Below are 23880 nucleotides of genomic sequence, written 5' to 3' on the forward strand. Positions count from 1 at the left end.
GGGGCGCGTCCCCAACCGGGCCGAAAAGGAAGCCGTGATGTTGAAGCTCATCGCCAGCCGCATCGCCACCGCGATCCCGAGCCTGATCGGCGTGGTGATCGTGACCTTCATGCTCACTCGCGTGCTGCCGGGGGACGCCGCAGCCTATTTCGCCGGTCCCGCCGCGACGCCGCAGGCGATCGCGGAAATCCGCACCAAGCTCGGGCTCGACAAGCCGCTGCCGGTGCAGTTCGTGGATTATGTGACGGCGCTGGCGAAGGGCGACCTCGGCTCCTCGCTCTCCACCGGGCAGCCGGTGGCGGCGGAGATCGCGAGCCGGCTGCCAGCCTCCGCCGAACTGACCCTGTCGGGCCTCATCCTGGCGCTCGCCATCGCCATTCCCTTCGGCATCATGGCGGCGGTCAAGCAGGGCACCTGGGTTGACCACGCCTGCCGCGTCATCACAACGGCCGGGGTCTCGCTGCCGGTGTTCTTCACCGGCCTGCTGCTGGTCTATGTGTTCTATTTCAAGCTCGGCTGGGCGCCGGCGCCGCTCGGGCGGCTGGATGTGTTCTTCACCGCGCCGCCCACGGTCACCGGCTTCTATCTCATCGACAGCCTGATTGCCGGGGATTTCGAGACCTTCCGTTCGGCCGCCGCCCAATTGGCGATCCCGACCGTGACGCTCGCCATTTTCGCGCTGGCGCCGATCGCCCGCATCACGCGCGCCTCCATGCTCTCGGTGCTGTCGTCGGAATTTGTGCGCACGGCCCGGGCGGCGGGGCTGACGCCCTACAAGGTCATTATGATCTATGCGTTCCGCAATGCCATGCTGCCGGTGATCACCACGCTCGGCATGGTGTTCTCCTTCCTGCTCGGCGCCAATGTGCTGGTGGAGAAGGTGTTCGCCTGGCCGGGCATCGGCTCCTATGCGGTCGAGGCGCTGATCTCCTCGGACTACGCGCCGGTGCAGGGCTTCGTGCTCGCCATGGCGATTCTCTACATCATCCTCAATCTCGTGATCGACCTCGCCTATGGCGTCATCGATCCGCGCGCACGGAGCGAAGCATGACCCTCGCCAATCCGGCCGATCGCGGATCGGCGCCTTCTTCCAGCGGCCTCGCGGCAACGCTGCGCCATGCGAAATATGTGATCTCTGAGAACCCGGTCACGGGCCTCGCCTTCGGCATGTTCCTGGTGCTGATCGTGGCGGCCGCCATCGGTCCCTATATCGTGCCTTACGATCCGCTCGCCAGCGACACCAAGGCGGCGCTCCAGGCGCCATCCTGGGCCCATTGGTTCGGCACCGACCAGCTCGGCCGCGACATGTTCTCCCGCGTCGTCGTGGCGACGCGGCTCGACATGGGCATCGCCATCTTCTCGGTGGCCCTGGTGTTCGCGGCGGGGGGCATCGCGGGGATTGCCGCCGGCTTCTTCGGCGGCTGGACGGACCGCATCGTCGGCCGCATCTCCGACACCATCATGGCCTTTCCGCTGTTCGTGCTGGCCATGGGCATCGTGGCGGCGCTGGGCAATACGGTGACCAACATCGTGATCGCCACGGCGATCATCAATTTCCCGCTCTATGCCCGCGTGGCCCGGGCGGAAGCGGCGATCCGCCGCCAGTCCGGCTTCATCCAGGCGGCCCGGCTCACGGGAAACAGCGAATGGCGCATCCTGCTCACGCAGATCCTGCCCAACATCCTGCCCATCATGATGGTGCAGATGTCGCTGACCATGGGCTACGCCATCCTGAACGCCGCCGGCCTCTCCTTCATCGGCCTCGGCGTGCGTCCGCCCACCCCGGAATGGGGGATCATGGTGGCGGAGGGCTCGGCCTTCATCGTTTCCGGGGAATGGTGGATCGCGCTGTTTCCCGGCCTCGCGCTGATGTTCGCGGTGTTCTGCTTCAACCTGCTGGGGGACGGTCTGCGCGACATCGTCGATCCCCAGCGCCGCACCTGAGGGGCGCGCCATGCATGGTGTGATCGATATGACACAGGCGGCCATCCCCACCCCCGCCGAAGAGGCGCGCGGTCCGCTGCTGGAGGTGCATCACCTCACGGTGGAGTTCGCCACCCGCAAGGGCATCGTCACCGCGGTCAAGCGCGTGGACCTCACCGTCCGCAAGGGCGAAACCGTCGGAATCGTGGGCGAGAGCGGCTCCGGCAAGTCGGTGACCTCGTACACCCTCATGCGCATCCTCGACCGGGCGGGGCGGATCGCGGAAGGCACCATCACCTTCTCCGGCATCGATGTCGCCAACGCCAGCGAGCGCACCATGCGCGACCTGCGCGGACGGGAGATCTCCATGATCTTCCAGAACCCGCGCGCGGCGCTCAATCCCATCCGCAAGGTCGGCGACCAGATCGGCGACGTGCTGCTGCACCACCTCCAGGCCGAGCCGCGCAATGTGAAGGCGAAGGTGATCGAGATCCTGGAGCAGGTGCGCATCGCCCGGCCCGAGGAGCGCTATCACGCCTATCCGTTCGAGCTTTCCGGCGGCATGTGCCAGCGCATCGTGATCGCGCTCGCGCTCGCCTGCCAGCCGCAATTGCTGATCGCGGACGAGCCCACCACCGGCCTCGACGTGACCACGCAGAAGGCGGTGATGGACCTCGTGACCGAGCTGACGCGGGCGCGCGGGATGTCCACCATCCTCATCACCCACGACCTCGGCCTCGCCGCCACCTATTGCGACACTGTGGTGGTGATGGAAAAGGGCAGGGTGGTGGAGACCGCGCCGGCCGAGCAGATTTTCCGTTCGCCGCAGCACCCCTATACGCAGAAACTGGTGCGTGCGACGCCGCGGCCGGGGATCAAGCTGAGCGACCTGCTGCCGGAAGGTGCTCTCCCGGCCGGCCCCCTCCCCAACCCTCCCCCGCAAGCGGGAGAGGGGGCTTATGTTGCGCTTGCCGGTGAAGCTGCGTCTTCAGAACTGAGAACCGACCCCGCCGTTAGCAGCCCTCTCCCGCTTGCGGGGGAGGGTTGGGAGGGGGGCGCCGCGCCAGCGGCGGTTCCCCTCCTCAAGGTGGAAAACCTGCTGAAGGAATATCCCCGCCAGGGCGTGCCGATGGGCTTTTTCGCCGGCCTGATGGGCAAGAAGGCGCCGCCGGAGGACGCCATCTTCCGCGCCGTCGACGGGCTCTCCTTCCAGGTGAACAAGGGCGAGAGCGTCGGCCTCGTCGGCGAGAGCGGGTGCGGCAAGTCCACCACCTCCACCATCGTCATGCGGCTGATCGATCCCACCTCGGGCAAGATCACCTTCGACGGCACGGACATCGGCGCGATCCCGGCGAAGGAATTCGCGCACCATCCCATGCGCCGGCGCATCCAGATGGTGTTTCAGGACCCGACCGACAGCCTCAATCCCCGCTACACCGCCGCCCGCGCCATCGCCGATCCGCTGTTGCGCATGGGCGAGCAGTTCGGCATTCGCGGCGCCGCGCAGATGCGCGCCAAGGTGGAGGAGCTCGCCACCATGGCCGGCCTGCCGCTCGACCTGCTGGACCGCTTTCCGCACCAGCTCTCCGGCGGCCAGAAGGCGCGCGTCGGGATCGCCCGCGCCATCGCGCTCAAGCCGGACCTGGTGATTTTGGACGAGCCCACCGCCGCGCTCGACGTGTCGGTGCAGGCGGTGGTGCTGAACCTGCTGGAGGAACTGAAGCAGACCCTCGGCATGAGCTATCTCTTCGTCTCGCACGACCTGCATGTGGTGCGCCTGCTGTGCGACCGGGTCATCGTCATGCGCCAGGGCAAGATGGTGGAGGAGGGCACCTCCGAGCAGGTGCTGGAGGCCCCCAAGGCCGCCTATACGCGCGAACTGATCGCCGCCATTCCCCATCCGCCGGCTTAGGGAGCTGATATGTCCCATCCTGTCGAAAGGACCATTCCCGCCGTGTCCGACGGGGCGCTGGAACTGATGCTGGACGGTGCGATCGAGGCGTTCGCGCTCAAGATCGAGCCGGACTGGCGGGCGGAAGCCCTGGTCAACCTGCGGCTGATCGCGGATGCGGCCAATCTGGTGCGCGGCCTCGATCTTGGCGATGAATTCGATCCAGCCCCGGTGTATCGCCCATGAATCTCGCCCTCGATCCCAAGGCGACGGCGGGCGTGCTGTCCGCATCCGCGACCGCCGCCGAAATCGCCGCTGCCGTCAGCGCCGGAACGGTCACGGCCCGCGCGGTGATCGATGCGGCGCTCGCCCGCATCGCCGCCCTCGACCCCAAGGTGAATGCCTTCACCGACGTGACGGCGGCCCGTGCCCGCGCCCGAGCCGATGCGCTGGACGCCGCGCGCGCGCAGGGGCAGAACGTCGGTCCGCTCGCGGGGGTGCCGTTCGCGGTGAAGAATCTGTTCGACATCGCCGGCCTGCCCACCCGCGCCGGCTCGAAGATCAACCGCGAGCTGCCGCCCGCCCGCCGCGACGCCACGCTCGTGGAGCGGCTGGAGGCGGCCGGCGCGGTATTGGTCGGCGGGCTGAACATGGGCGAATACGCCTATGATTTCACCGGCGAGAATGTCCATGACGGCGCCTCGCGCAATCCCCATGCGCTGGACCACATGACGGGCGGCTCCTCCGGCGGCTCCGGTGCTGCGATCGCGTCCGGCGAGGTGCCGCTCGCGCTCGGCTCGGACACGAACGGCTCGATCCGCGTGCCGTCGTCGCTCTGCGGCATCTTCGGCCTGAAGCCGACCTATGGCCGGCTTTCACGGGCGCGCAGCTTTCCGTTCGTGACCGCGTTCGATCATCTCGGCCCCTTCGCCCGTTCGGCGGCCGATCTCGCGCTCGCCTATGACGCCATGCAAGGGGCGGATGGAGATGATCCCGCCGTCGCCGACCAGCCCGTGGAGCCTGCCTTTCCCAGCCTGACGCAGGGGATCAGCGGGCTGCGCATCGCGGTTGCCGGCGGCTATTTCCGCCATCGGGCCATGCCGGAGGCTCTGGCAGCCGTGGATGCGGTGGCGCAGGCGCTTGGCGCGACACGCACCATGGATATCCCGGACGCCGCACGGGCCCGCGCCTCGGCCTATATCATCACGGCGGCGGACGGGGCGGCGCTTCATGCGGAACGGCTGCGGACCCGTCCGCAGGACTATGATCCGGCCGTGCGCGACCGTTTGATCGCCGGGCTTGCCATCCCCGCCGCCTGGACGACCGCAGCGCAGCGCTTTCGCCGCCATTTCCGCGCGCAGATGCTCGCCCTGTTCGAGGAGGTGGACATCCTGCTCGCGCCCGCGACGCCCACCCGCGCGCCCAGGCTCGGCCAGAAGACGTTCGTGCTCGATGGGATCACCTTGCCGGTGCGCCCCAATCTCGGCCTGTTCACCCAGCCGATTTCCTTCATCGGCCTGCCCGTGGTGGCGGTGCCGGTGTGGCCCGACGATGGCCTGCCGCTCGCTGTGCAGGTGATCGCCCCGCCCTGGCGGGAAGATCTTGCCCTGCGGGTTGCCCATGACCTCGAAGCCCGCGGCATCGCTCGCGCGCCGGTCGCATCGCTTTAGGAGCGCGCATGGAGATCGACATTCCCGAAGTCGTGGCCGAGGTCGCGGAAGCCTTCGCGCGCTATGAGGCGGCGTTGGTGGGCAACGATGTGTCGACGCTGGAAGATCTGTTCTTCGACGATCCTCGGACCATTCGATACGGCGGCGGGGAGAATCTTTACGGCATGGAGGCCATCCGCGCGTTTCGCCGGGCGCGCGCGGCCGCCGGGCTCATGCGCGCGCTGAGCCAAACCGTCATCACCACCTACGGCCGGGATTTCGCCATCGCCTCCACCCTGTTCGAGCGCGCCTCCACGCCGGGGCAGATCGGCCGCCAGCAGCAGAGCTGGGTGCGCTTTCCGCACGGATGGAAGGTGGTGGCGGCCCATGTCAGCTCCATTCCCCGCCCGCCCGACGGTGCAGTCTGACTGCCTCAGGCAAGGTCTTTTCCCCGTGTCCCGCGAATCCGGTAGCGTTGCGTCATGAGCCTTCCAGCGTCCTCCACCGAGGCGGTTGCCCGCGTCGCGCGGCCCCGCCGGCGTCGCGCCCAGACGCGCGGCGTCACGCGCACCGAGGAATTGCGCCTGCAAATCGCCGACGACATCGTCGGCGGCCGCATCGCGCCCGGCACGCCGCTGGAGGAGATGGAAATCGCACGCCGCTATGGGGTCTCCCGCACGCCGGTGCGCGAGGTCATCCGCGATCTCGCCGCCTCCGGCCTCGTGGAGACCCGTCCTCATCGCAGCGCTTTGGTGGCGAAGCCCAGCGTCGAGCGCCTGCGCGGCATGTTCGATGTAATGGCGGAGCTGGAGGCGCTGTGCGCGGGCCTGTGCGCGCTCCATATGACGCCGGCGGAGCGCGGCCAGCTCCAGGCCATCCATGCGGATCTCGCCGACCTCACCCGCAGGGGCGACGAGACCAACTACACCTTCCTGAACGAGCGCTTCCACACCTTCCTGTATGGCGGGGCGCATAATGATTATCTGGCCGAGATCACGCTCGCGACGCGGGCGCGGCTCCAGCCGTTCCGGCGCGCGCAATTCCGCAATCTCGGCCGTCTCGCGCTGTCCTATGCGGAGCACGACCAGGTGGTCACCGCGATCCTGCGCGGCGACAAGGCGGAGGCCGCGAGCGCCATGCGCGCGCACATCATCACGGTCGAGATCGCCTATGAGCGCTATGCCGAAAGCGTGTGAGGCCGCGCTTGGCGGCCTCAAACCGCAGGGTCAGGCGGACTTAGCGGCAAGACTCTCCACATAGGGGCGGAAACCCCCGAAGGCGGTGATGTCGATGCACCCCTCGACGCCGGCCGCCTCGGCCAGGAAGCCGGCGACGCGCGTTCCGTCCGCCAGGACGACGTTGCCGAGGCCGAGCGGCGCGGGAATCTGCGCCAGCAGGCGGCCGACCCCCTCGAACGGCAGGGACCACACTTCGCCCGCAAGCGATGCGCCGCCCGCACTGACGCGGGTGACCCCCGGACGGGGCACGCCGCCGGACAGCAGTGACATGCGATAGAGCGGCGCCGTCTCCACCGCTCCGACCAGCCGTCCGCCAAGGGCAACCAGTTCCCCGTTCAAGCCCATGCCGGACAAGTGGGCGCCGAACACGCAGATATCGAGCCTCCCTTCCTCGGCGGCGGGCGGCAGCGGCGCGACTGGCGGGGCGGTTTCCCCGCTCGCACCCAGCGGCAGGCCGGTTGCGGCCGCGAAGGTGCGGGCGATGGCGGCAAGCTTGGCATCATTGCCGGCGGGAGCCAGCAGCGTGATGCCATACGGCACGCCACTTGCGGCGATTGCGGCCGGCACGGCTGTGCCGCACATGTCCAGCAGATTGACGAAATTGGTGTAGGTGCCGTTGTGCGAATTGAGGCGGATCGGGTCCGCCAGCACGGCTTCCAGCGTATAGGCCGTGGGCGCGGTCGGCAGGACGATGGCATCGAGCGATGCGAGCACCGGCTTCACCTTGGCCTTCAGCTCCTGCAGGCGATAGAGCGCGCGGAACAGGTCGGCAGCGCTCGCCTTGGCGCCCGCTTCCGTGATCGTGCGCGTCACCGGATGGACGGCTTCGGGATTGGTCGTGAGCAGCTTTTCGGCGACAATCCAGCGCTCGGTCACCCAGGGGCCTTCATAGAGCAGCCGCGCGGTTTCGGCGAAGGGCGCATAGTCGAATTCCACCAGCTCCGCGCCCAGGGCCTTGAGCCGATCGAGCGCATCCTCGTAGGCCTTGGCGGCGTCTTCATCGCCGAAGAATTCGCGCTGCGCCGCCGGCAGGATGCCGAGCACTGGCACCGCCGGCGCCGCCATCGGCCCAAGCGGCAGGGCACGGGAAAAGGCGTCCGCCGGGTCGAAGCCCGCCATCACCTGAAGCGCCGCCATGGCATCGTCCACCGTCAACGCGAAGATGGAGATGGCGTCCAGCGTGCGGCAGGCGGGCACGAGGCCGGTATTGGGCACGAGGCCGAGGCTCGGCTTCACGCCGACGATGTTCTGAAGCATGGCCGGAACCCGGCCCGAGCCGGCGGTGTCCGTGCCCAGCGCCAACGGCACGATGCCGGCAGAGACCGCCGAGGCCGAGCCGGAGGACGAGCCGCCCGGCACGAGGTCGGCTTTGAAGGCATTGCGCGGGATGCCATAGGGCGAGCGCGTGCCGACGAGGCCGGTGGCGAACTGGTCGAGATTGGTCTTGCCGATGATGAGCCCGCCCGCCGCCTTCAGCCGGGCGATGACCGTGGCATCGGCGTCCGGCTGGTATGCGAAGGCAGGGCAGGCGGCGGTGGTGGGCAGGCCGGCGACGTCGATATTGTCCTTCACCGCGATGGGAATGCCGTACAGCGGCAGGTGCGTGTCGCCGGTCCGCTCCAGCGCGGCCGCATCCGCCAGCACGTCCGCTTCCGGGCGCAGGGTGATGAACATCGCCGGGTCGTTATGGGCGGCGATGCGTGCATAGGTCTGGCGTACGGTGTCGCTGGGCGAGCCTGTTCCTTGGCGGTGGGCGGCGAGAAGACTGGCGACCGTTTGCATGCGCAACTCCGAAGCGTATTCGCCATGCGCCAAGCAGGAACCGGGCCAGACCGGGCGGTCAGGACGCGCGCCCCGCGCGCCTCCGGAAAGGCGCGCGGGCACGGGAAAAGCAGACCGCCACCGCGGGTGGCGCGGCCGTTTCAACGGGAAAGGATCCCCCTTCGCCGCACCCGAATGGCGTCCAAAAATTATGCAAATGCATTTTTAATAGACGTTCAAATCGCCATTGCATGCACTCTGTCAGCGAACCGGATTGGACGGCGTGACGCCCGGTGGCGTGGCGGGCGAGGTGGTGGGCGGCGCGGGATCGGTGACCGAGGGCACATTGCGCGGCGCGGTTTCCGTCGGATCAGGTGTTCCGCGACCGGAAAACAGAACCGCCGCCGTCATGGCCGCGACCAGGACGACGGCTCCCATGGTGAGGGTTGTTCCGCGAGACATGGTCTTCTCCAGGGCTGTTTGACCTAACGTCATAAACGCTGGAGGCGCGGTCTGGTTCACTGGATCCGGGCACGGGCGCCGGCTGGGCGCCGCCGACGGGGTCAGTCGCGGAAGACCACGGTCTTGTGGCCGTTGGGAATCACCCGGTCCTGCACATGCCAGGAGAGCGCGCGCGCCAGCACCCGCCGCTCGATGTCGCGGCCCTTGCGCACCAAATCTTCCGGGCTGTCCTGGTGGCTGATGCGCTCCACGTCCTGTTCGATGATCGGGCCTTCGTCGAGGTCCGAGGTCACGTAATGGGCCGTGGCGCCGATCAGCTTCACGCCCCGCAAATGGGCCTGGTGATAGGGCTTGGCGCCCTTGAAGCCGGGCAGGAAGGAATGGTGGATATTGATGCACTTGCCCGACAGCTTGGCCGAGAGCCCGTCGGAGAGCACCTGCATGTAGCGCGCAAGCACCGCCAGATCCGAGCGGGTGGATTGGAACAGGCCCCAGATCTGGGTTTCCTGCTCCAGCTTGGTCGCCTTTGTCACCGGCAGGTGGTGGAACGGGATGCCGTCGAAATCCAGATGCGCATAGGTCTCGCGCGGATGGTTGGAGATGATCCCCGTCACCTCCATGGGGATTTCCCCGATGCGCCAGCGATATAGCAGATCCGCGAGGCAATGGTCGAACTTGGAGGCGAGCAGCAGCACGCGCCGCTTCTCGTTCGGCGAGCGCAGCGTCCATTGCAGGTTCAGCGGCTGCGCCACCTCCTCGAACTGGGCGCGAAGGGAGGCGAGGGTCGCATCGCCCTCCACAACGTTGAACACCACGCGCATGAAGAAGCGGCCGCTCTCCGTATCGTCGAACTGCTGGGCTTCCAGAATGTTGCAGCCGTGCTGGAACAGGAAGGTCGAGACGCCGGCGACGATGCCGGGGCGGTTGGGGCAGGAAAAGGCGAGAACGAACTGGTCGGAAGGCGTGGTCATGGGACATCCATCACGTCGAAGGGGAATGCGGGCGGGGAGCGGAAAGCGCGCGGCGCGCCGCCTTCAACCTCGCCCCGTGCCCGTGAGCTGAAGGCCGAATTCCGCGCCCGCTCCGACCAGCGCCCGCAGGAATGCTGGCAAGAAGGAGCGCGGCACCGCGAAACGATAGGTGGGCGCCCCATCCGTCTGCCAGATCAAAACGGGGATCAGCGCCACCAGTGTCGCCGCCGCATCGCCGGCCTTAAAGGCGCTCGGGTCGAGATCGAGCGGCACCAGCTTGGCAAGCGCATCGCGGGTGCGCGGACCGGAAAGCTGAATCACCATCTGGCCGTCGCTCTGGTCCGTGAGCGCGGCGGTCTTGCCGAAGGCATGGGCCAGCCGCGCCAGCAGCGGATCGCCGGTGATGCCCTCGCCAACGACCAGGAACCGCCCCGGCCCGGTGCCCACCAGCGTGAGATCGCCGGCGGATGCGGTGCGCGGCCCGCGCGGCAGCATGACGCCAAGCCGCTCCAGCGCAAGCTCGGCCACGGTGTCGAGCCCTTCCCGGCGCACCACCACATTGGCGAGCGCGAGCGGGCTGAGCAGCGCCGCCACGACACCGGGCGCGGATCCGCGCACGCCGTAATATCCCTCGGGTATGAGAGCGCTTGGGGAAATTTCTGCAAGAAGGTCAGACACGCAGCCGCTCCCCTTCCGGATCGACGAAGCCCGGATCGCACACTTCCACCGTGATGTCGCCGCCCCGGACCGGGTCATAGGCGCGCACCTTCTGGCCGATCCGTGCCCGGCCGCCCTTCAGGAACCCGAGGCCGATCCAATGGCCGAGGGTGGGCGAATAGGCGACCGAACTCATATAGCCCTCGTCGTTCGCCATCACCGGCGCGGCGCCAAGGGGCAGAAAATGGGCGCCGGCCCGCAGACGCTGCGATCGGTCTACCGGCTTGAAACCGATGAAGCCCGGACGATCGGGATCGGCGAAGGCGGGCCGCGCGGCCATGACGCGGCCGATATAATCCTTCTTCGTCGACGCCATCTTGCCGAGGCCGAGATCGCGCGCGCTGGTTTGCCCGGTCAGTTCGTTGCCGGAGACATGACCCTTCTCGATGCGCATCACGCCCAGCGCCTCAGTGCCGTAGGGGGTGATGCCGAACGGCGCGCCCGCGGCCATCAGCGCCCGCGTCAGCGCTTCGCCGTGGCGGGTGGGGACGGCGATCTCGTACCCCAGCTCGCCGGAGAAGGAGAGGCGGAAGATGCGCGCTTTCACGCCGCCCATCACCTTGCCCTCCACCGCGCCCATGAAGGGCAGGCCGGTGTTGGAGACGTTGAGCGGCGCATCCACCACCTTGGCCAGCACCTCGCGGGATTTCGGCCCGGCGATGGCGATCTGCGCCCATTGTTCGGAGATGGAGGCGAGCTGAACGTCGAGCTCCGGCCACAGCACCTGGAGGCAGAATTCCAGGTGCTGATAGACTTTCGCGGCGTTGGCCGTGGTGGTGGTCATCACATAATGGTCGTCGGCGAGGCGGGCGGTGGTGCCGTCGTCCATCACGAGGCCGTCCTCGCGCAGCATCACGCCATAGCGGGCCTTGCCCACCGCCAGGGTGGAGAAGGTGTTGATATAGACCCGGTCGAGGAAGGTTCCCACGTCCGGCCCCTGGAGGTCGATCTTGCCGAAGGTGGAGACATCGATCAGGCCGACCGACGAGCGCACCGCCTTGACCTCGCGGGTGACGGTTTCCAGCCAGTCCGTTTCGCCGGGCTTGGGGAAATATTGCGCGCGCAGCCAGAGCCCGGTTTCCACGAACACGGCGCCCTGCTTGCGCGCCCAGTCATGGGTGGGGGTGGGCCGCGTGGGGCGGAAGTCCTTCTCGCGATGGTGGCCCGCGAGCGCGCCCAGCGCCACCGGTGTGAAGGGCGGGCGGAACAAGGTGGTACCGGTCTCGCCGATGCCCAGGCCGGTCAGTTCGGCCATGATGGCGAGCCCCGCCATGTTGGAGGACTTGCCCTGGTCGGTCGCCATGCCGAGCGTGGTGTAGCGCTTCAGCAATTCCACCGCGCGGAAACCCTCCTTATGGGCGATGGCGATATCCTTGGCCGAGACGTCGTTCTGGAAATCCACGAACGCCAGCCCTTTCGAACCCTCCACATGCCAGAAGGCGGACAGGGAGGTCGGCGTATCGCCGGCCTCGGGCAGCGGCGCCGGCTCGGCGGCGAAGCCCGCATCGCGTGCCGCCGCAGCGCCCTGCGCGGCGCCAGTGGCAAAGCATTGGGCGAGCGAAAATTGCCCTGCCGCTGCGCCAGCCACGCTGAGCCCGGGCGGGGTGGTATCGGGGACGAAGGCGGCGATGGCGACCTCGTATTTCGGCCGGCCGCCGAAATAACTGGTCAGAGCCAGGTTCGGCGTCGCGCCGCCGGAGATGGCGAGAACCTGGGCGGCGATCGTCTCAGTGCCGGAGGGGCTGCGGACGGTGAGGGACGACAGCCGCTTGCCCGAGGTCGCGACCACCGCGCCTGCGGCGATCACGCGGATATTGCGGGCCTTGGCGCCGGCAACGAGCGCTGCCGGCGGGCTCTCGCGCACATCCACGATGGCCGAGACCTTCATTCCGGCATCGGCGGTATCGAAGGCAGCGCTCCAGGCGTGGTCGTTATTGGCGAATACGACGGCATTGCTGCCCGGCGCCACCGCATAGCGCACCGCATAGGTGCGCAGTGCCTGGACGGACATGACGCCCGGCCGGTCGTTGCCGCCGAACACGATGGGCCGGTCGAAGGCGCCGGCGCACAGGATGGCGCGCTTCGCGACGATCTTCCAATAGCGCTGGCGCGGCTGGAACGGCGCCGGCACCGGCAGATGGTCGCTCACCCGTTCCAGCGCGCCATAGGTGCCGCCGTCATAGACGCCGAACACCGTGGTGCGCGGCATCACCCGCACATTGGGAAGCGCTTCGAGTTCCGCCCGCGTCGTAGCAAGGAAGGCATCTGGCGCGGCGCCGTCGATGATGGTGCGCTCGCTGTTCAGCCGGCCGCCGAGGATCGCGTCCTCGTCGGCCAGGATCACCCGTGCCCCGGCGCGCCCGGCGGTGAGCGCCGCGAGCAGGCCTGAGGGCCCGCCGCCGATCACCAGCACGTCGCAGAAGGCGAACGCCTTCTCATAGCTGTCCGGGTCCGCCTCTTCCGCCGCACGCCCAAGCCCCGCGGCGCGGCGGATGGCGGGCTCGTACAGCTTTTCCCACAGCGCCGCCGGCCACATGAAGGTCTTGTAGTAGAATCCGGCGCCGAGGAAGGACGAGAACCATTGGTTCACGCTCAGAAGATCGAAGGCGAGCGAGGGCCAGCGGTTCTGGCTGGTCGCTTCCAGTCCCTCGTATAATTCCGCCGTGGTGGCGCGGGTATTGGGTTCGCGCCGGGCGCCGGAGCGCAATTCAACCAGCGCGTTCGGCTCCTCCGAGCCGGCGGAGAAGATGCCGCGCGGGCGGTGATATTTGAACGAGCGGCCCACCAGCCGCACGTCGTTGGCGAGCAGGGCGGAGGCGAGCGTGTCGCCCGCAAACCCTTTGTAGGACGTGCCGTCGAAGGTGAAGGCGAGTGGTCTTGCGCGGTCGATCAGGCCGCCGGAGGACAGGCGGCTCACGGCGTCACCTCGGCTTCGGAAGCGTCGGGCCTCGGGGCCGCCTTGGGCGCGCGGGCGAAGCGGGCGCCCGAAATCGCGTGGGTGCGGGTGTCGCGGCTCACCACCAGCCACTGCCGGCAGCCGGCGGCGTGATACCACAACTCCTCATGGGGCCCGGCCGGATTGTCGCGCAGGTACACATATTGGAAGAACGCCTCCGGCGCGTTCGCGGCCTCAGGGTCCGGACGCGTAAGCGTGGCGTCGCCGAGATAGGAGAATTCGTGGGCGTCGCGAAGCCCGCAATAGGGACAGGGAATGCGCATGTCAGTGCAGGTTCGGCTGGGCGCCGACCCCCTTCTCGTCGATCAGATGGCCGGTGCGGAAACGATCCAGGCGGAAGGCGGCGTTGAATGCGTGGGGCGCGTCCTTCGCCAGCGTGTGCGCGAAGCACCAGCCCGAAGCCGGCGTCGCCTTGAACCCGCCATAGCACCAGCCGGCATTGAGATAGAGACCCGGCAGGTGGGTTTTGTCGATGATCGGCGAGCCGTCCATGGACATGTCCATGATGCCGCCCCAATGGCGCAGGATGCGCAGCCGGCCGATGCGCGGAAACAGCGCCATGCCCGCTTCGCATACATCCTCGATCACCGGCAAGTTGCCGCGCTGGGCGTAGGAATTATAGCCGTCGATGTCGCCGCCGAAGACCAGGCCGCCCTTGTCCGACTGGCTGATGTAGAAATGCCCCGCGCCGAAGGTGATGACGCCCGGCACCAGCGGCTTCAGCCCTTCCGAAACAAAGGCCTGAAGGACATGGCTTTCGATCGGCAGGCGCATGTCCAGCAGCCGCGTCAGGCGCGAGGAGGAGCCGGCCACGGCGAGTCCCACCTTGCCGGCGCGGATTGGGCCGCGGGTCGTCTCGACGCCCACCACCGCATCGCCCGCGCGGATGAAGCCGGTCACCTCGCAATTCTGAACGATATCCACGCCAAGCTTGCTCGCCGCGCGGGCATAGCCCCACACCACCGCATCGTGCCGCGCCGTGCCGCCGCGCTTTTGCAGCAGGCCGCCCTGGATGGGGAATCGCGACTGCTCGAAATTCAAGAACGGCGCCATGTCGCGCACCTGATCGCGGTCCAGGAGTTCGCTGTCCGCGCCGTTGAGCCGCATGGCGTTGCCGCGCCGCGCATAGGCATCGCGCTGGGCGTCGGAATGATAGAGGTTGAGCACGCCGCGCTGGGAGACCATGGCGTTGTAGTTCAGGTCCTGTTCCAGTCCCTCCCACAGCTTCATCGACCATTCGTAGAACGGCTCATTGCCGGGCAGCAGGTAGTTGGAGCGAATGATGGTGGTGTTGCGGCCGGCATTGCCCGAGCCGATATGCCCCTTCTCCAGCACCGCCACGTTGCGGATGCCGTGCTCCTTGGCGAGGTAATAGGCTGTCGCGAGGCCATGTCCGCCGCCGCCCACCACGATCACATCATAGGCGGGCTTGGGGGCCGCGTCGCGCCAGGCCGGCGTCCAGCCCTTCTGGCCGTTGAAGGCATTCGCGAGAATGGAAAGGACGGAATAATGCGACATGCCGGGCGGCTCACTCATCCAGGGCAGATCACCCCTGTACGAATCCATACCGCACCTTAAAACAAGGCATGATATAATTATTGCTTATAGTACGGGAGCCGGCTCATGGCCTTGCGCGGTATCGCCCAGCGGGCGGAGGCTTTGCCATTCGATCTGCGCACGTTGGAAATATTTCTGGCGGTGTGCGAGCAGGGGGCGATGGCCGGCGCCGCCCGCCAGCTCGGCCTGACCCAGCCGGCGGTGTCCCAGGCCATAGCGGATCTGGAGGCGCGCACCGGCGCGGTCTTGTTCGACCGCTCCGTGCGGCCGCTCGGCCTCACTCCGGCGGGCGGGGTGCTGCGCCAGCGGGCGAGCGCGCTGCTTTCCGAAGCGCGCCAGATCGCGCCCATGCTGCGGGAGACTGAACACAGCCGGCTGCCGCTGCTGCGGGTCGGGCTGGTGGATTCCCTCTCGCGCGCGCTTGCCGCACCGCTCGGCGCCCATCTGATGGCCCTCGCGGACCAGGTGTCGATCCTCTCCGGGCTGACCTCCTCCCACGCGTCCGCCTTGCTGACGCGGCAGCTGGATCTGCTGCTCGCGCCGGACGAACTGGAGGAGATCGAGGGGTTGGAGCGGTTCGCGTTGCTGTCCGAGCCCTATATCCTGATCGCGCCTGCCGGCACGGCGAAGCCGGCACGGGTGGACGATCTCGCGGACCTCGCGGGGCGCCTGCCTCTGGTGCGCTTCTCCGCACGCTCGAAGACCGGCATCGAAGTGGAACGCCACCTGCGCCGGCTGAAGCTGGATCTGCCGCGCCGGCTGGAATTCGACACGCCCCAATGCGTCACGGCCATGGTGGCGCAGGGGGCCGGCTTCGCCGTCACGACGCCGCTATGTCTGCTGGAAGCGGCGGTGCCCATGGAGCAACTGGCCTGCTGGCCATTGCCGGGTCCGATTTTCTCGCGGAGCCTGACCCTGATCTCACGGCGTCAGGAACTCGGCCGGCTCCCCCGCGAGGTGGCGGCCTTTTGTCGGGGGCAGCTGGAGGGCGAAAGCTGGCCCTCCTTGCGGGCCGCCATGCCGTGGCTCAGCCCCGTGCCAGCGTGAGCCTTCGCACCCGCCCGGCATCGTGTCCGAGCCGAGCCGGCGGCACGTGGCTTTTGCTGGATTAGTTGCAGGATTCGCGGCGCACGGTCGTGGAATCGCCCATGCCGTTCTCGCTGTGGACGGTCTTGGACGAGCAATTGATGGAGCCCGTGGTATCGGGATCGCGGTGCTCGATATAGACCCGGTCGCGATCGCGGTGCGAGGCTGCTCCGCCGGCCGCCGCTCCCGCGCCGGCGCCCACTGCCGCGCCCACCGGGCCACCCACCGCCGCACCGGCCGCGCCGCCGGCGATCGCGCCAGCTGCGGCCCCTTCTTCACCGGCATAGGCCGAGGAGCCGGCCAGAAGCGCCGCGAGGGCAATCGTGCATGCGATCTTCTTCATGGGAACCTCCTGTTGCATTTGTTGAAGTAACGGCACGTGTGCACCTGTGTTCCACTGGAAGTTGGAGCAGAACGACCTTTTGTGTGCATCATGCGGTCAAGGTTTCGCTTATGTCCGCGCGGAAGCACCGCGTAAATCGGCGCCTCATGCCGAAGGGAAAAACAAAAAAGGCCCGGCACAGCGCCGGGCCTTCGGTGTTCTTTCTGGGGCGGTCGCGCGGACGTCAGATATCCAGCGTGGTTTCCCGCTCCCATTGGGTGAGATGGTGGGAATAGGCGTTCCACTCTTCCATCTTCAGCTTGACGAAACCGGACACAAAGCTTGGCCCCAGGCTTTCGGCGAGAACCGACGAGGTTTCCAGCGCCCGCAGCGCGTCCAGCAGGTTGAGCGGCAGCTTTTTCGCGCCCTCCACCTTGTGGCCGTCGGTATACATGTTGATATCGAGCCGTTCGCCGGGATCGCGGCCATTGGTGATGCCGTCGAGCCCCGCCGCCAGCACGCCGGCCTGGAGCAGGTAGGGGTTGGCCGCGCCGTCGGCGAGGCGGAACTCGAACCGGCCGGCGTCCGGAATGCGGATCATGTGGGTGCGGTTGTTGCCGGTATAGGTCACCGTATTGGGCGCCCAGGTGGCCCCGGAAATGGTGCGCGGGGCATTGATGCGCTTGTAGGAATTCACCGTCGGATTGGTGAGGGCGCACAGCGCGTCGGCATTGTGGATGAGCCCGCCGATGAAGCTGTAGCCGAGGTCCGACACGCCGAGCTTGCCGGCCTTGTCGGCGAACGCATTCTTGCCGTCCTTGTCCCACAGCGAGACATGGCAATGGCAGCCGGAGCCGGTGAGATTGATGAACGGCTTCGGCATGAAGGTCGCGCGCAGGCCGTGCTTCTCGGCGATGCTCTTGACCATGAATTTGAAGAACACGTGCCGGTCGGCGGTGACGAGGGCGTTGTCGTAGTTCCAGTTCATCTCGAACTGGCCGTTGGCGTCCTCATGGTCGTTCTGGTAGGCGCCCCAGCCGAGCGACAGCATGGCGTCGCAGATTTCCTTGATGACCGGATACTGGCGCATCAAGGCGGACTGATCGTAGCAGGGCTTCACCGCCGTGTCGGCGGCATCATGGATGCCCGTGCCATCGGCATTGGTGAGGAAATATTCGCACTCCACGCCGCTCTTCATCTCGTAGCCGAGGGCGGCGGCAGCGGCGAGTTGCTGCTTCAGCACCGTGCGCGGCGCCTGCTCCACCAGCTTGCCTTCCATGTACAGGTCGGAGGCGAGCCAGCCGATTTCCGGGTTCCACGGCAGCTGGATCAGCGAGGTGGGGTCCGGCACGGCGAACAGGTCCGGGTCGGCCGGGGTCATGTCCAGCCAGGTGGCGAAGCCGGCGAAGCCGGCGCCGTTCTTCTGCATGTCGGCGATGCCGGCGGTCGGCACGAGCTTGGCCCGCAGCCCGCCGAACAGGTCCACATAGGAAATTAGGAAATATTTGATGCCCCGTTCCTGGGCGACCTTTTCCAGATCGGCATCGGGGGCGAGGGCGGCGACTGCGGCGCGGCCATCGGCTTCGCGCATGGGTTCAGGCAAGCGGATCATGTCAAATCCTCTGGGAAGGTCTTGTTTTCTTGTCGTCGTCGCCAGCGCGCCGGGTTGTGGCGCGCCGGTCCGGCCGGGCGATCAGTAGGCGCCGCCCTTGCCGGGAATCCAGTTTGTGCCTGCAAGCGGCACGCCAGCCATGGCGGCCGATTCCACCGTGAGGGCGACGAGGTCCTCCGGCTCAAGATTGTGCAGATGGCTCTTGCCGCAGGCACGGGCGATGGTCTGCGCCTCCAGCGTCATGACGCTCAGGTAATTCGCGAGCCGCCGGCCGGCCTTCACAGGGTCGAGCCGCGCCGAGAGCACGGGATCCTGGGTGGTGATGCCCGCCGGGTCCAGGCCCTCGTGCCAGTCGTCATAGGCGCCGGCGGTGCTGCCGAGGGCCGCGTATTCCGCTTCATATTGCGGGTCGTTGTCGCCCAGCGCCACCAGCGCGGCCGTGCCGATGGCAACGGCGTCCGCACCCAGCGCGAGCGCCTTCGCCACATCCGCCCCGTTGCGGATGCCGCCGGAGACGATGAGCTGCACCTTGCGATGCAGGCCGAGATCGCGCAGCGCCTGGACCGCCGGACCGATGGCGGAGAGGATCGGGAGGCCCACATGCTCGATGAACACGTCCTGGGTCGCCGCCGTGCCGCCCTGCATGCCGTCCAGCACCACCACGTCGGCGCCGGACTTCACCGCCAGTGAGATATCATAATAGGGGCGGGAGGCGCCGACCTTCACATAGATCGGCTTTTCCCAATCGGTGATCTCGCGCAATTCGCCGATCTTGATCTCCAGATCGTCCGGCCCGGTCCAGTCCGGGTGGCGGCAGGCGGAGCGCTGGTCGATGCCTTGCGGCAGGTTGCGCATGGCGGCGACGCGATCGGAAATCTTCTGGCCCAGCAGCATGCCGCCGCCGCCGGGCTTGGCGCCCTGGCCGATCACGATCTCGATCGCGTCCGCCTTGCGCAAATCGTTGGGGTTCATGCCGTAGCGCGAGGGCAAGTACTGATAGACCAGGGTCTGGGAATGGCCGCGCTCTTCGCTCGTCATGCCGCCGTCGCCGGTGGTCGTGGAGGTTCCGACCGCCGAGGCGCCGCGCCCCAGCGCTTCCTTCGCCTGCGCGGAGAGGGCGCCGAAGCTCATGCCCGCGATGGTGACCGGGGTCTTGAGCGTAATCGGCTTCTTGGCGAAGCGGGTGCCGAGCACCACGTCGGTGCCGCACTTTTCACGATAGCCTTCCAGCGGATAGCGCGAGACCGAGGCGCCGAGAAACAGCAGGTCGTCGAAATGGGGCAGCTTGCGCTTGGTGCCGGCGCCGCGGATGTCATAGATGCCGGTCGCCGCCGCGCGCCGGATCTCCGACAAGGTGTGCGGGTCGAAGGTCGCGGAGAAGCGGGGCAGGGTGCGGGGGACGTTGGAGTGGGCGCTCATGATGGGATCGTCCTCACGCATCAATAGGCATCGACATTGTCGATGTGGAAATTGTAAAGCCGGCGGGCCGAGCCGTATCGCTTGAACTCGGACACGTCGATGGTGCCGGCAAGACCCGCCGCCGCCAGTTTTTCGCTGAGCAATTGCTTGTGCTCGTCGCGCAATTCCTTCTCGATGCAATCGGCGCCCAGGCTCTTCACCGAGCCGCGCACGAACAGCTTGGCCTCATAGAGGCTGTCGCCCAGCGCCTCGCCGGCATCGCCGAACACGATGAGATTGCCCGACTGGCCCATGAAGGCGCTCATGTGGCCGATGGAGCCCTTCACGATGATGTCCACGCCCTTCATGGAAATGCCGCAGCGGGCCGAGGCATTGCCGTCGATGCGGAGCATGCCGCCATGGGCCGTGGCGCCGGCCGCTTGGCTGGCGTCCCCCAGCACATGGACGAAGCCGCTCATCATGTTCTCGGCGACGCCGACCCCGGCATTGCCGTGGATGATGATGCTCGCCTGCTGGTTCATGCCGGCGCAATAATAGCCCACATGACCCTCCACCTGGATGGTGAGGGGCGCGTCCACGCCGGCCGCCAAGGCATGGCGGCCGTTGGGGTTGAGCACCCGCCAGAGCTTGGCATTGGTCTCGCCGGTCGCCTTGTGCAGCGCGCCGTTCAGCTCGCGCAGCTCGCTTTGGGCGAGGTCGAAAGTGATGTCGGGGCTGAAGGCGTTCATGCGGCGCGGTCCCAGAAATAGACGGTTGCGGGCTCGGGCTCGAACACGCGGGCATCGGCGATGCCGGGCAGGTTCACCAGAGCGCGGTATTCGGAGGCAAAGGCCACATATTGGTCGGTCTCGGCCATCACGGCCGGCTTGCAGGCGATGGGATCGCGCAGCACGCCGAAGCCGCTTTCCGTGCCGACGACGAAAGTGAAGAAACCGTCCAGATCCTTCAGGCCGGCTTCCAGCGCCTCGCCCAGGGTTGCGCCGTTCTTCATGCGCCAGGTGAGATATCCGGCGGCGACTTCGCTGTCGTTCTCGGTGGCGAAGGAAATCCCCTCACGCTTCAACTGGCGGCGCAGGTCATTGTGATTGGAGAGCGAGCCATTGTGCACCAGGCATTGGTCGGCACCGGTGGAGAAGGGGTGCGCACCGGCGGTGGTCACCGCGCTTTCGGTGGCCATGCGGGTGTGGCCGATGCCATGGGTGCCGCTCATGTTCGGCAGGTCGAAGCGCTCGGCGACCTCGCTTGGCAGGCCGATTTCCTTGAAGATTTCCATGCGCGCGCCGGTGCCGACGATGGCGACCTCGGGGTGATGGGCCGCAAGCGCCGCGCGCACGGCGGTTTCCTGTTCCGCCGGGACCTCGATCACCGCATGGCTGGCCCGCACCACGAGGCGCGGATCGCCGCCGACCAGGACCGAGAGCGAATGGGAGAGGCCTTCGAAATCATAGCCTTCCACCGCCCGCAGGGAGAGCTTCACATGGTCCGCCGCACCGGCGCCATAGATGGCGAAGCCGGCGCTGTCCGGCCCGCGGTCGGTCATCACGCACAGCATAGAGGAGAGCATTTGCCCAAGCTCGGGCTCGAGCTTGGGGTCCTTCAGAAAGATACCGACGATGCCGCACATGGCTGAACTCCGGTGGCCGAAACATGGCCGTCTCCAGAGTGGTACGCCCCAAGCGCCGCCCCGTCAACGCGGGCGGAATAAAATTTTCTCTCTAGGAAAAAGATGCCGATGGGAGAGGTGCGCTCGGCCAGGTTCAGCGCGGGTCGCGGCTGTAGACGATCACCGAGAGATAGGACATGGGCGTCACGATGAGATCCTCGGGGCCGTGGGCGGCACCGGAATCGAACATCAGGGAGTCTCCCGGCCGCAAGTGATAGGTGCGGTCGGCGTGGCGATAGACCACCTCGCCGCTCAGCATGTAGATGAACTCGACCCCGGCATGGCGAAAGCCGGTATAGGCCGCCGCCTCTTGCGACAGCGTGATCAGATAAGGCTCGACCACGATATCGCCGCCCAGCCCGTGGCCGAGCAATTCATATTGATGGCCCACCTTGGTGCCGCGCCGCTCGATGATGACGCCCTGGTGCGCGCGTACGAACGAGCAGTCGCGCCGCTCCTCGAAGGTGGAGAACAAGGTGGTGATGGGCACATTCAGGGCTTTGGAAATGGCCTGGAGTGTCGCAAGGGAAGGCGAAATCTGTCCATTCTCGATCTTGGACAGCATTCCCACCGAAATCCCCGCTGCGCCCGCAAGATCGGAAACGGTGAGATCCAATTGCCTGCGGATGGCGCGCACCTGAATGCCGAGGGCGTCTTCCAGCGTGCTGGCAATCGCGGCGGGAGCGCCCGACCCGGTCTGATAATCGACCACCTCGGCCGCCTCGCTTGCGGCCTTCGACTTGCGCTCTGCCACTCTCTTGCCCCTGGTCCCGCGGAAGTGTTTTTCGCGTCCATCTTCCCGTGTCTTGGGCGCGAAGGCCAGCGTTTCTACATGCGCCGCCGCGCGGGTGTCCGCATCGGCGAACGTCGCATGCAGGTCAGGCGGCGGATCCATTGGATTGGGACGACACGCCGCCCTCGCGCTGCAAGCGGTCGAGATGCTGCCGGATGTGCGCGGCCTCCGCCGCCGAGGAGGCGAGCGCGATCGCGTGGCCGAAGGCGATTCGCGCCTCTTCCGCGCGGCCGAGATCCGACAGGAGCGCGCCCTTGAGGCCGAAGAAGTGGAAATAGCCGGACAGGCGCTGGCCCAGCGGTTCGATCATCGCGAGCGCCGCGCCGGGGCCGCGCACCTTCGAAACCGCCACGGCCCGGTTGAGCGTCACAACCGGGGAGGGCTGGAGCTGCTCCAGCATGGCATAGAGCAGATCGATCTGGCCCCAGTCGGTGTCTTGCGGGCGCTCTGCGCGCGCATGCAAGGCGGCAATGGCGGCCTGCACCAGATAGGGGCCGGGCTGGCGGTGGCGCATCGCCTTGTCGATCAGGGCGAGCCCCTCCGCGATCATGGTCGGATTCCACAAGGTCCGGTCCTGATCGTCCATCAGGATGATGGCGCCGTCGTCATCCAGCCGTGCTGCCGAGCGCGCATGCTGAAGCAGCAGCAGGGCAAGCAGTCCCATGATCTCCGGCTCGGCCTGGAACAGGCGCAGCAGCAGGCGGGCGAGGCGGATTGCCTCGTCGCACAGGGGACGACGTGCTCCGGCGTCGGCGCCGGTCGCGGAATACCCCTCGTTGAACAGCAGGTAGATCATGGCGGCGACCGCCGCGAGGCGCTCCGCGCGCTCCGCCGCGCCGGGCGTCTCGAACGGCACGCTCGCCCGCGCGATGCGGCTCTTGGCGCGGGTGATGCGCTGTTCCATGGCGGCTTCGCTCACCAGGAACGCCCGGGCGATCTGCGGCACGCTGAGCCCGGAGACGATGCGCAAGGCCAGCGCGACCTGTTGCGTCGCCGGCAGTTCGGGATGGCAGCAGATGAACAGCAGGCGCAGCACGTCGTCGCGATAATGATCGCCGTCGAGCCGCTCCGCGAGGTCGTCCTCGGCGTCGCCGAGATCGGAGAGATGCTCCTCCGGCGGCAGCGGCGTGAGCTTGGCGCGCCGCCGGGTCTCGTCGATGCCGGAATTGCGGCCCACCATGATGAGCCAGGCGGCGGGATCGCGCGGCGGGCCATTCTTCGGCCAGGTGCGCAGGGCCCGCAGGCAGGCTTCCTGAACCGCTTCCTCGGCGAAATCCAGATTTCGGAAATAGCGCAGGAGGGCGGCGACCGCCTGCGGACGCGCGGCGGCCAGCGTCGCGTCGATCCAGCCGAGATCGCTCACGCCCCCGCGGTCCCGGGATGGAACAGCGCGATGGGCCGGATCTCATAGGCGCCGCCGGGATTCGCGCGGCCGAGCTCGCGCGCGGCCTCCAGCGCTTCCTCCAGCGTGTCGAATTCGACCACATAGAAGCCGAGCAATTGTTCCTTGGTTTCGGCGAACGGCCCGTCGATCACGAGGGGCGGGTCCTGGTCCTTGCGCAGCGTGGTGGCGGCGGTGGTTGGCAGCAGCCGCGCCACCGGCCCCAGCCGGCCGTCCCGTTCCAATTTCTCATGAACGGTCATGAGCTTGGCCATGACGGCGTCGTCCTCCTCCTTGGACCAGGAACAGACGACATCCTCGGAATGATAGCAAAGAATGGCATAGAGCATCGGGCAGCATCCTCGTCCTGTCTAAGACGGGCAAGGTTACCCGCAGCCGACAGGTGCGCGGAATTAAAACCGGAATTCTATTGCATTCCCATAGGGAAAGTTGCTTCGATGCGATTTGGCGGCCGCACG

Annotated in this window: 23 protein-coding genes; 8 read left to right on the top strand and 15 right to left on the bottom strand. The window is 67.3% G+C overall.

Going from position 1 to position 23880, the window contains the following annotated elements; translation table 11 throughout:
- Positions 1 to 37 precede the first annotated feature (37 nt).
- The 7 genes from V5F84_RS10430 to V5F84_RS10460 are packed head-to-tail and all read left to right on the top strand — an operon-like array spanning position 38 to position 6659.
- The gene (locus V5F84_RS10430) at positions 38 to 1051 is read left to right on the top strand and encodes an ABC transporter permease (protein WP_394042653.1); all 1014 of its coding nucleotides are present in this window, start codon (positions 38 to 40) and stop codon (positions 1049 to 1051) included.
- Positions 1048 to 1944 (top strand): ABC transporter permease, encoded by an 897-nt coding sequence (locus V5F84_RS10435; RefSeq protein WP_394042652.1) that lies wholly within the window; start codon positions 1048 to 1050, stop codon positions 1942 to 1944. The genes V5F84_RS10430 and V5F84_RS10435 overlap by 4 nt, the downstream gene beginning before the upstream one ends.
- Before the next feature lie 28 nt (positions 1945 to 1972).
- On the top strand, positions 1973 to 3835 hold the full coding sequence (locus tag V5F84_RS10440) for a dipeptide ABC transporter ATP-binding protein (protein WP_394042795.1): 1863 nt from the start codon (positions 1973 to 1975) through the stop codon (positions 3833 to 3835).
- A 9-nt stretch (positions 3836 to 3844) separates the two neighbouring features.
- Entirely contained in the window at positions 3845 to 4060 is a 216-nt protein-coding gene (locus tag V5F84_RS10445) for an AtzG-like protein (protein ID WP_394042651.1), read from the top strand.
- Positions 4057 to 5484 (top strand): AtzE family amidohydrolase, encoded by a 1428-nt coding sequence (locus V5F84_RS10450; protein WP_394042650.1) that lies wholly within the window; start codon positions 4057 to 4059, stop codon positions 5482 to 5484. The genes V5F84_RS10445 and V5F84_RS10450 overlap by 4 nt, the downstream gene beginning before the upstream one ends.
- Before the next feature lie 8 nt (positions 5485 to 5492).
- Positions 5493 to 5891 carry an oxalurate catabolism protein HpxZ gene (gene hpxZ / locus V5F84_RS10455; protein WP_394042648.1) on the top strand — a complete coding sequence of 133 codons (399 nt, stop codon included), beginning with the start codon at positions 5493 to 5495 and terminating at the stop codon, positions 5889 to 5891.
- 54 nt (positions 5892 to 5945) lie between these two features.
- Entirely contained in the window at positions 5946 to 6659 is a 714-nt protein-coding gene (locus tag V5F84_RS10460) for a GntR family transcriptional regulator (protein WP_394042647.1), read from the top strand.
- Between the two features lie 30 nt (positions 6660 to 6689).
- On the opposite strand, the gene atzF is transcribed toward V5F84_RS10460, so the two are convergent.
- From atzF to V5F84_RS10495, 7 genes are all read right to left on the bottom strand, one after another.
- Entirely contained in the window at positions 6690 to 8483 is a 1794-nt protein-coding gene (atzF, locus tag V5F84_RS10465) for an allophanate hydrolase (protein WP_394042646.1), read from the bottom strand.
- 240 nt (positions 8484 to 8723) lie between these two features.
- Entirely contained in the window at positions 8724 to 8924 is a 201-nt protein-coding gene (locus V5F84_RS10470) for a hypothetical protein (RefSeq protein WP_394042645.1), read from the bottom strand.
- Between the two features lie 101 nt (positions 8925 to 9025).
- Positions 9026 to 9895, bottom strand: coding sequence for a formyltetrahydrofolate deformylase (gene purU / locus V5F84_RS10475; protein WP_394042644.1), 870 nt, complete (start codon positions 9893 to 9895; stop codon positions 9026 to 9028).
- A 63-nt stretch (positions 9896 to 9958) separates the two neighbouring features.
- On the bottom strand, positions 9959 to 10513 hold the full coding sequence (locus V5F84_RS10480) for a sarcosine oxidase subunit gamma (protein ID WP_394042643.1): 555 nt from the start codon (positions 10511 to 10513) through the stop codon (positions 9959 to 9961).
- A gap of 52 nt (positions 10514 to 10565) precedes the next feature.
- Positions 10566 to 13529, bottom strand: coding sequence for a sarcosine oxidase subunit alpha family protein (locus V5F84_RS10485; RefSeq protein ID WP_394042642.1), 2964 nt, complete (start codon positions 13527 to 13529; stop codon positions 10566 to 10568).
- Positions 13526 to 13831, bottom strand: coding sequence for a sarcosine oxidase subunit delta (locus tag V5F84_RS10490; RefSeq protein ID WP_394042641.1), 306 nt, complete (start codon positions 13829 to 13831; stop codon positions 13526 to 13528). The genes V5F84_RS10485 and V5F84_RS10490 overlap by 4 nt, the downstream gene beginning before the upstream one ends.
- Before the next feature lies 1 nt (position 13832).
- The gene (locus tag V5F84_RS10495; protein WP_394042640.1) at positions 13833 to 15086 is read right to left on the bottom strand and encodes a sarcosine oxidase subunit beta family protein; all 1254 of its coding nucleotides are present in this window, start codon (positions 15084 to 15086) and stop codon (positions 13833 to 13835) included.
- A gap of 105 nt (positions 15087 to 15191) precedes the next feature.
- On the opposite strand from V5F84_RS10495, the gene V5F84_RS10500 reads away from it, so the two are divergent.
- Entirely contained in the window at positions 15192 to 16172 is a 981-nt protein-coding gene (locus tag V5F84_RS10500; RefSeq protein ID WP_394042639.1) for a LysR family transcriptional regulator, read from the top strand.
- 61 nt (positions 16173 to 16233) lie between these two features.
- Here the strand turns inward: V5F84_RS10500 and V5F84_RS10505 are convergent, their stop codons facing one another.
- The 8 genes from V5F84_RS10505 to V5F84_RS10540 form a co-directional block, all read right to left on the bottom strand.
- Positions 16234 to 16554 (bottom strand): hypothetical protein, encoded by a 321-nt coding sequence (locus V5F84_RS10505; protein ID WP_394042637.1) that lies wholly within the window; start codon positions 16552 to 16554, stop codon positions 16234 to 16236.
- A 223-nt stretch (positions 16555 to 16777) separates the two neighbouring features.
- On the bottom strand, positions 16778 to 18124 hold the full coding sequence (glnT, locus tag V5F84_RS10510) for a type III glutamate--ammonia ligase (protein ID WP_394042794.1): 1347 nt from the start codon (positions 18122 to 18124) through the stop codon (positions 16778 to 16780).
- 102 nt (positions 18125 to 18226) lie between these two features.
- Positions 18227 to 19564: an FMN-binding glutamate synthase family protein gene (locus V5F84_RS10515; RefSeq protein ID WP_394042636.1), complete on the bottom strand. Its 1338-nt coding sequence runs from the start codon at positions 19562 to 19564 to the stop codon at positions 18227 to 18229.
- Positions 19565 to 19584: 20 nt separating this feature from the next.
- Positions 19585 to 20292, bottom strand: a complete 708-nt coding sequence (locus V5F84_RS10520) for a protein glxC (protein ID WP_394042635.1) — start codon at positions 20290 to 20292, stop codon at positions 19585 to 19587.
- Positions 20289 to 21188, bottom strand: coding sequence for a class II glutamine amidotransferase (locus V5F84_RS10525; RefSeq protein WP_394042634.1), 900 nt, complete (start codon positions 21186 to 21188; stop codon positions 20289 to 20291). The genes V5F84_RS10520 and V5F84_RS10525 overlap by 4 nt, the downstream gene beginning before the upstream one ends.
- Positions 21189 to 21321: 133 nt before the next feature.
- Positions 21322 to 21981 (bottom strand): helix-turn-helix domain-containing protein, encoded by a 660-nt coding sequence (locus tag V5F84_RS10530; protein ID WP_394042633.1) that lies wholly within the window; start codon positions 21979 to 21981, stop codon positions 21322 to 21324.
- A gap of 124 nt (positions 21982 to 22105) precedes the next feature.
- A complete protein-coding gene (locus tag V5F84_RS10535; RefSeq protein ID WP_394042632.1) occupies positions 22106 to 23383 on the bottom strand; it encodes an RNA polymerase sigma factor in 1278 nt (425 codons plus the stop codon).
- A complete protein-coding gene (locus V5F84_RS10540; protein ID WP_394042631.1) occupies positions 23380 to 23751 on the bottom strand; it encodes a YciI family protein in 372 nt (123 codons plus the stop codon). Before V5F84_RS10540 ends, V5F84_RS10535 begins: the two co-directional genes overlap by 4 nt.
- Positions 23752 to 23880: the final 129 nt, after the last annotated feature.

The organism is Roseixanthobacter liquoris (assembly GCF_043195135.2).
In the GTDB taxonomy this organism is placed as follows: domain Bacteria; phylum Pseudomonadota; class Alphaproteobacteria; order Rhizobiales; family Xanthobacteraceae; genus NCEH01.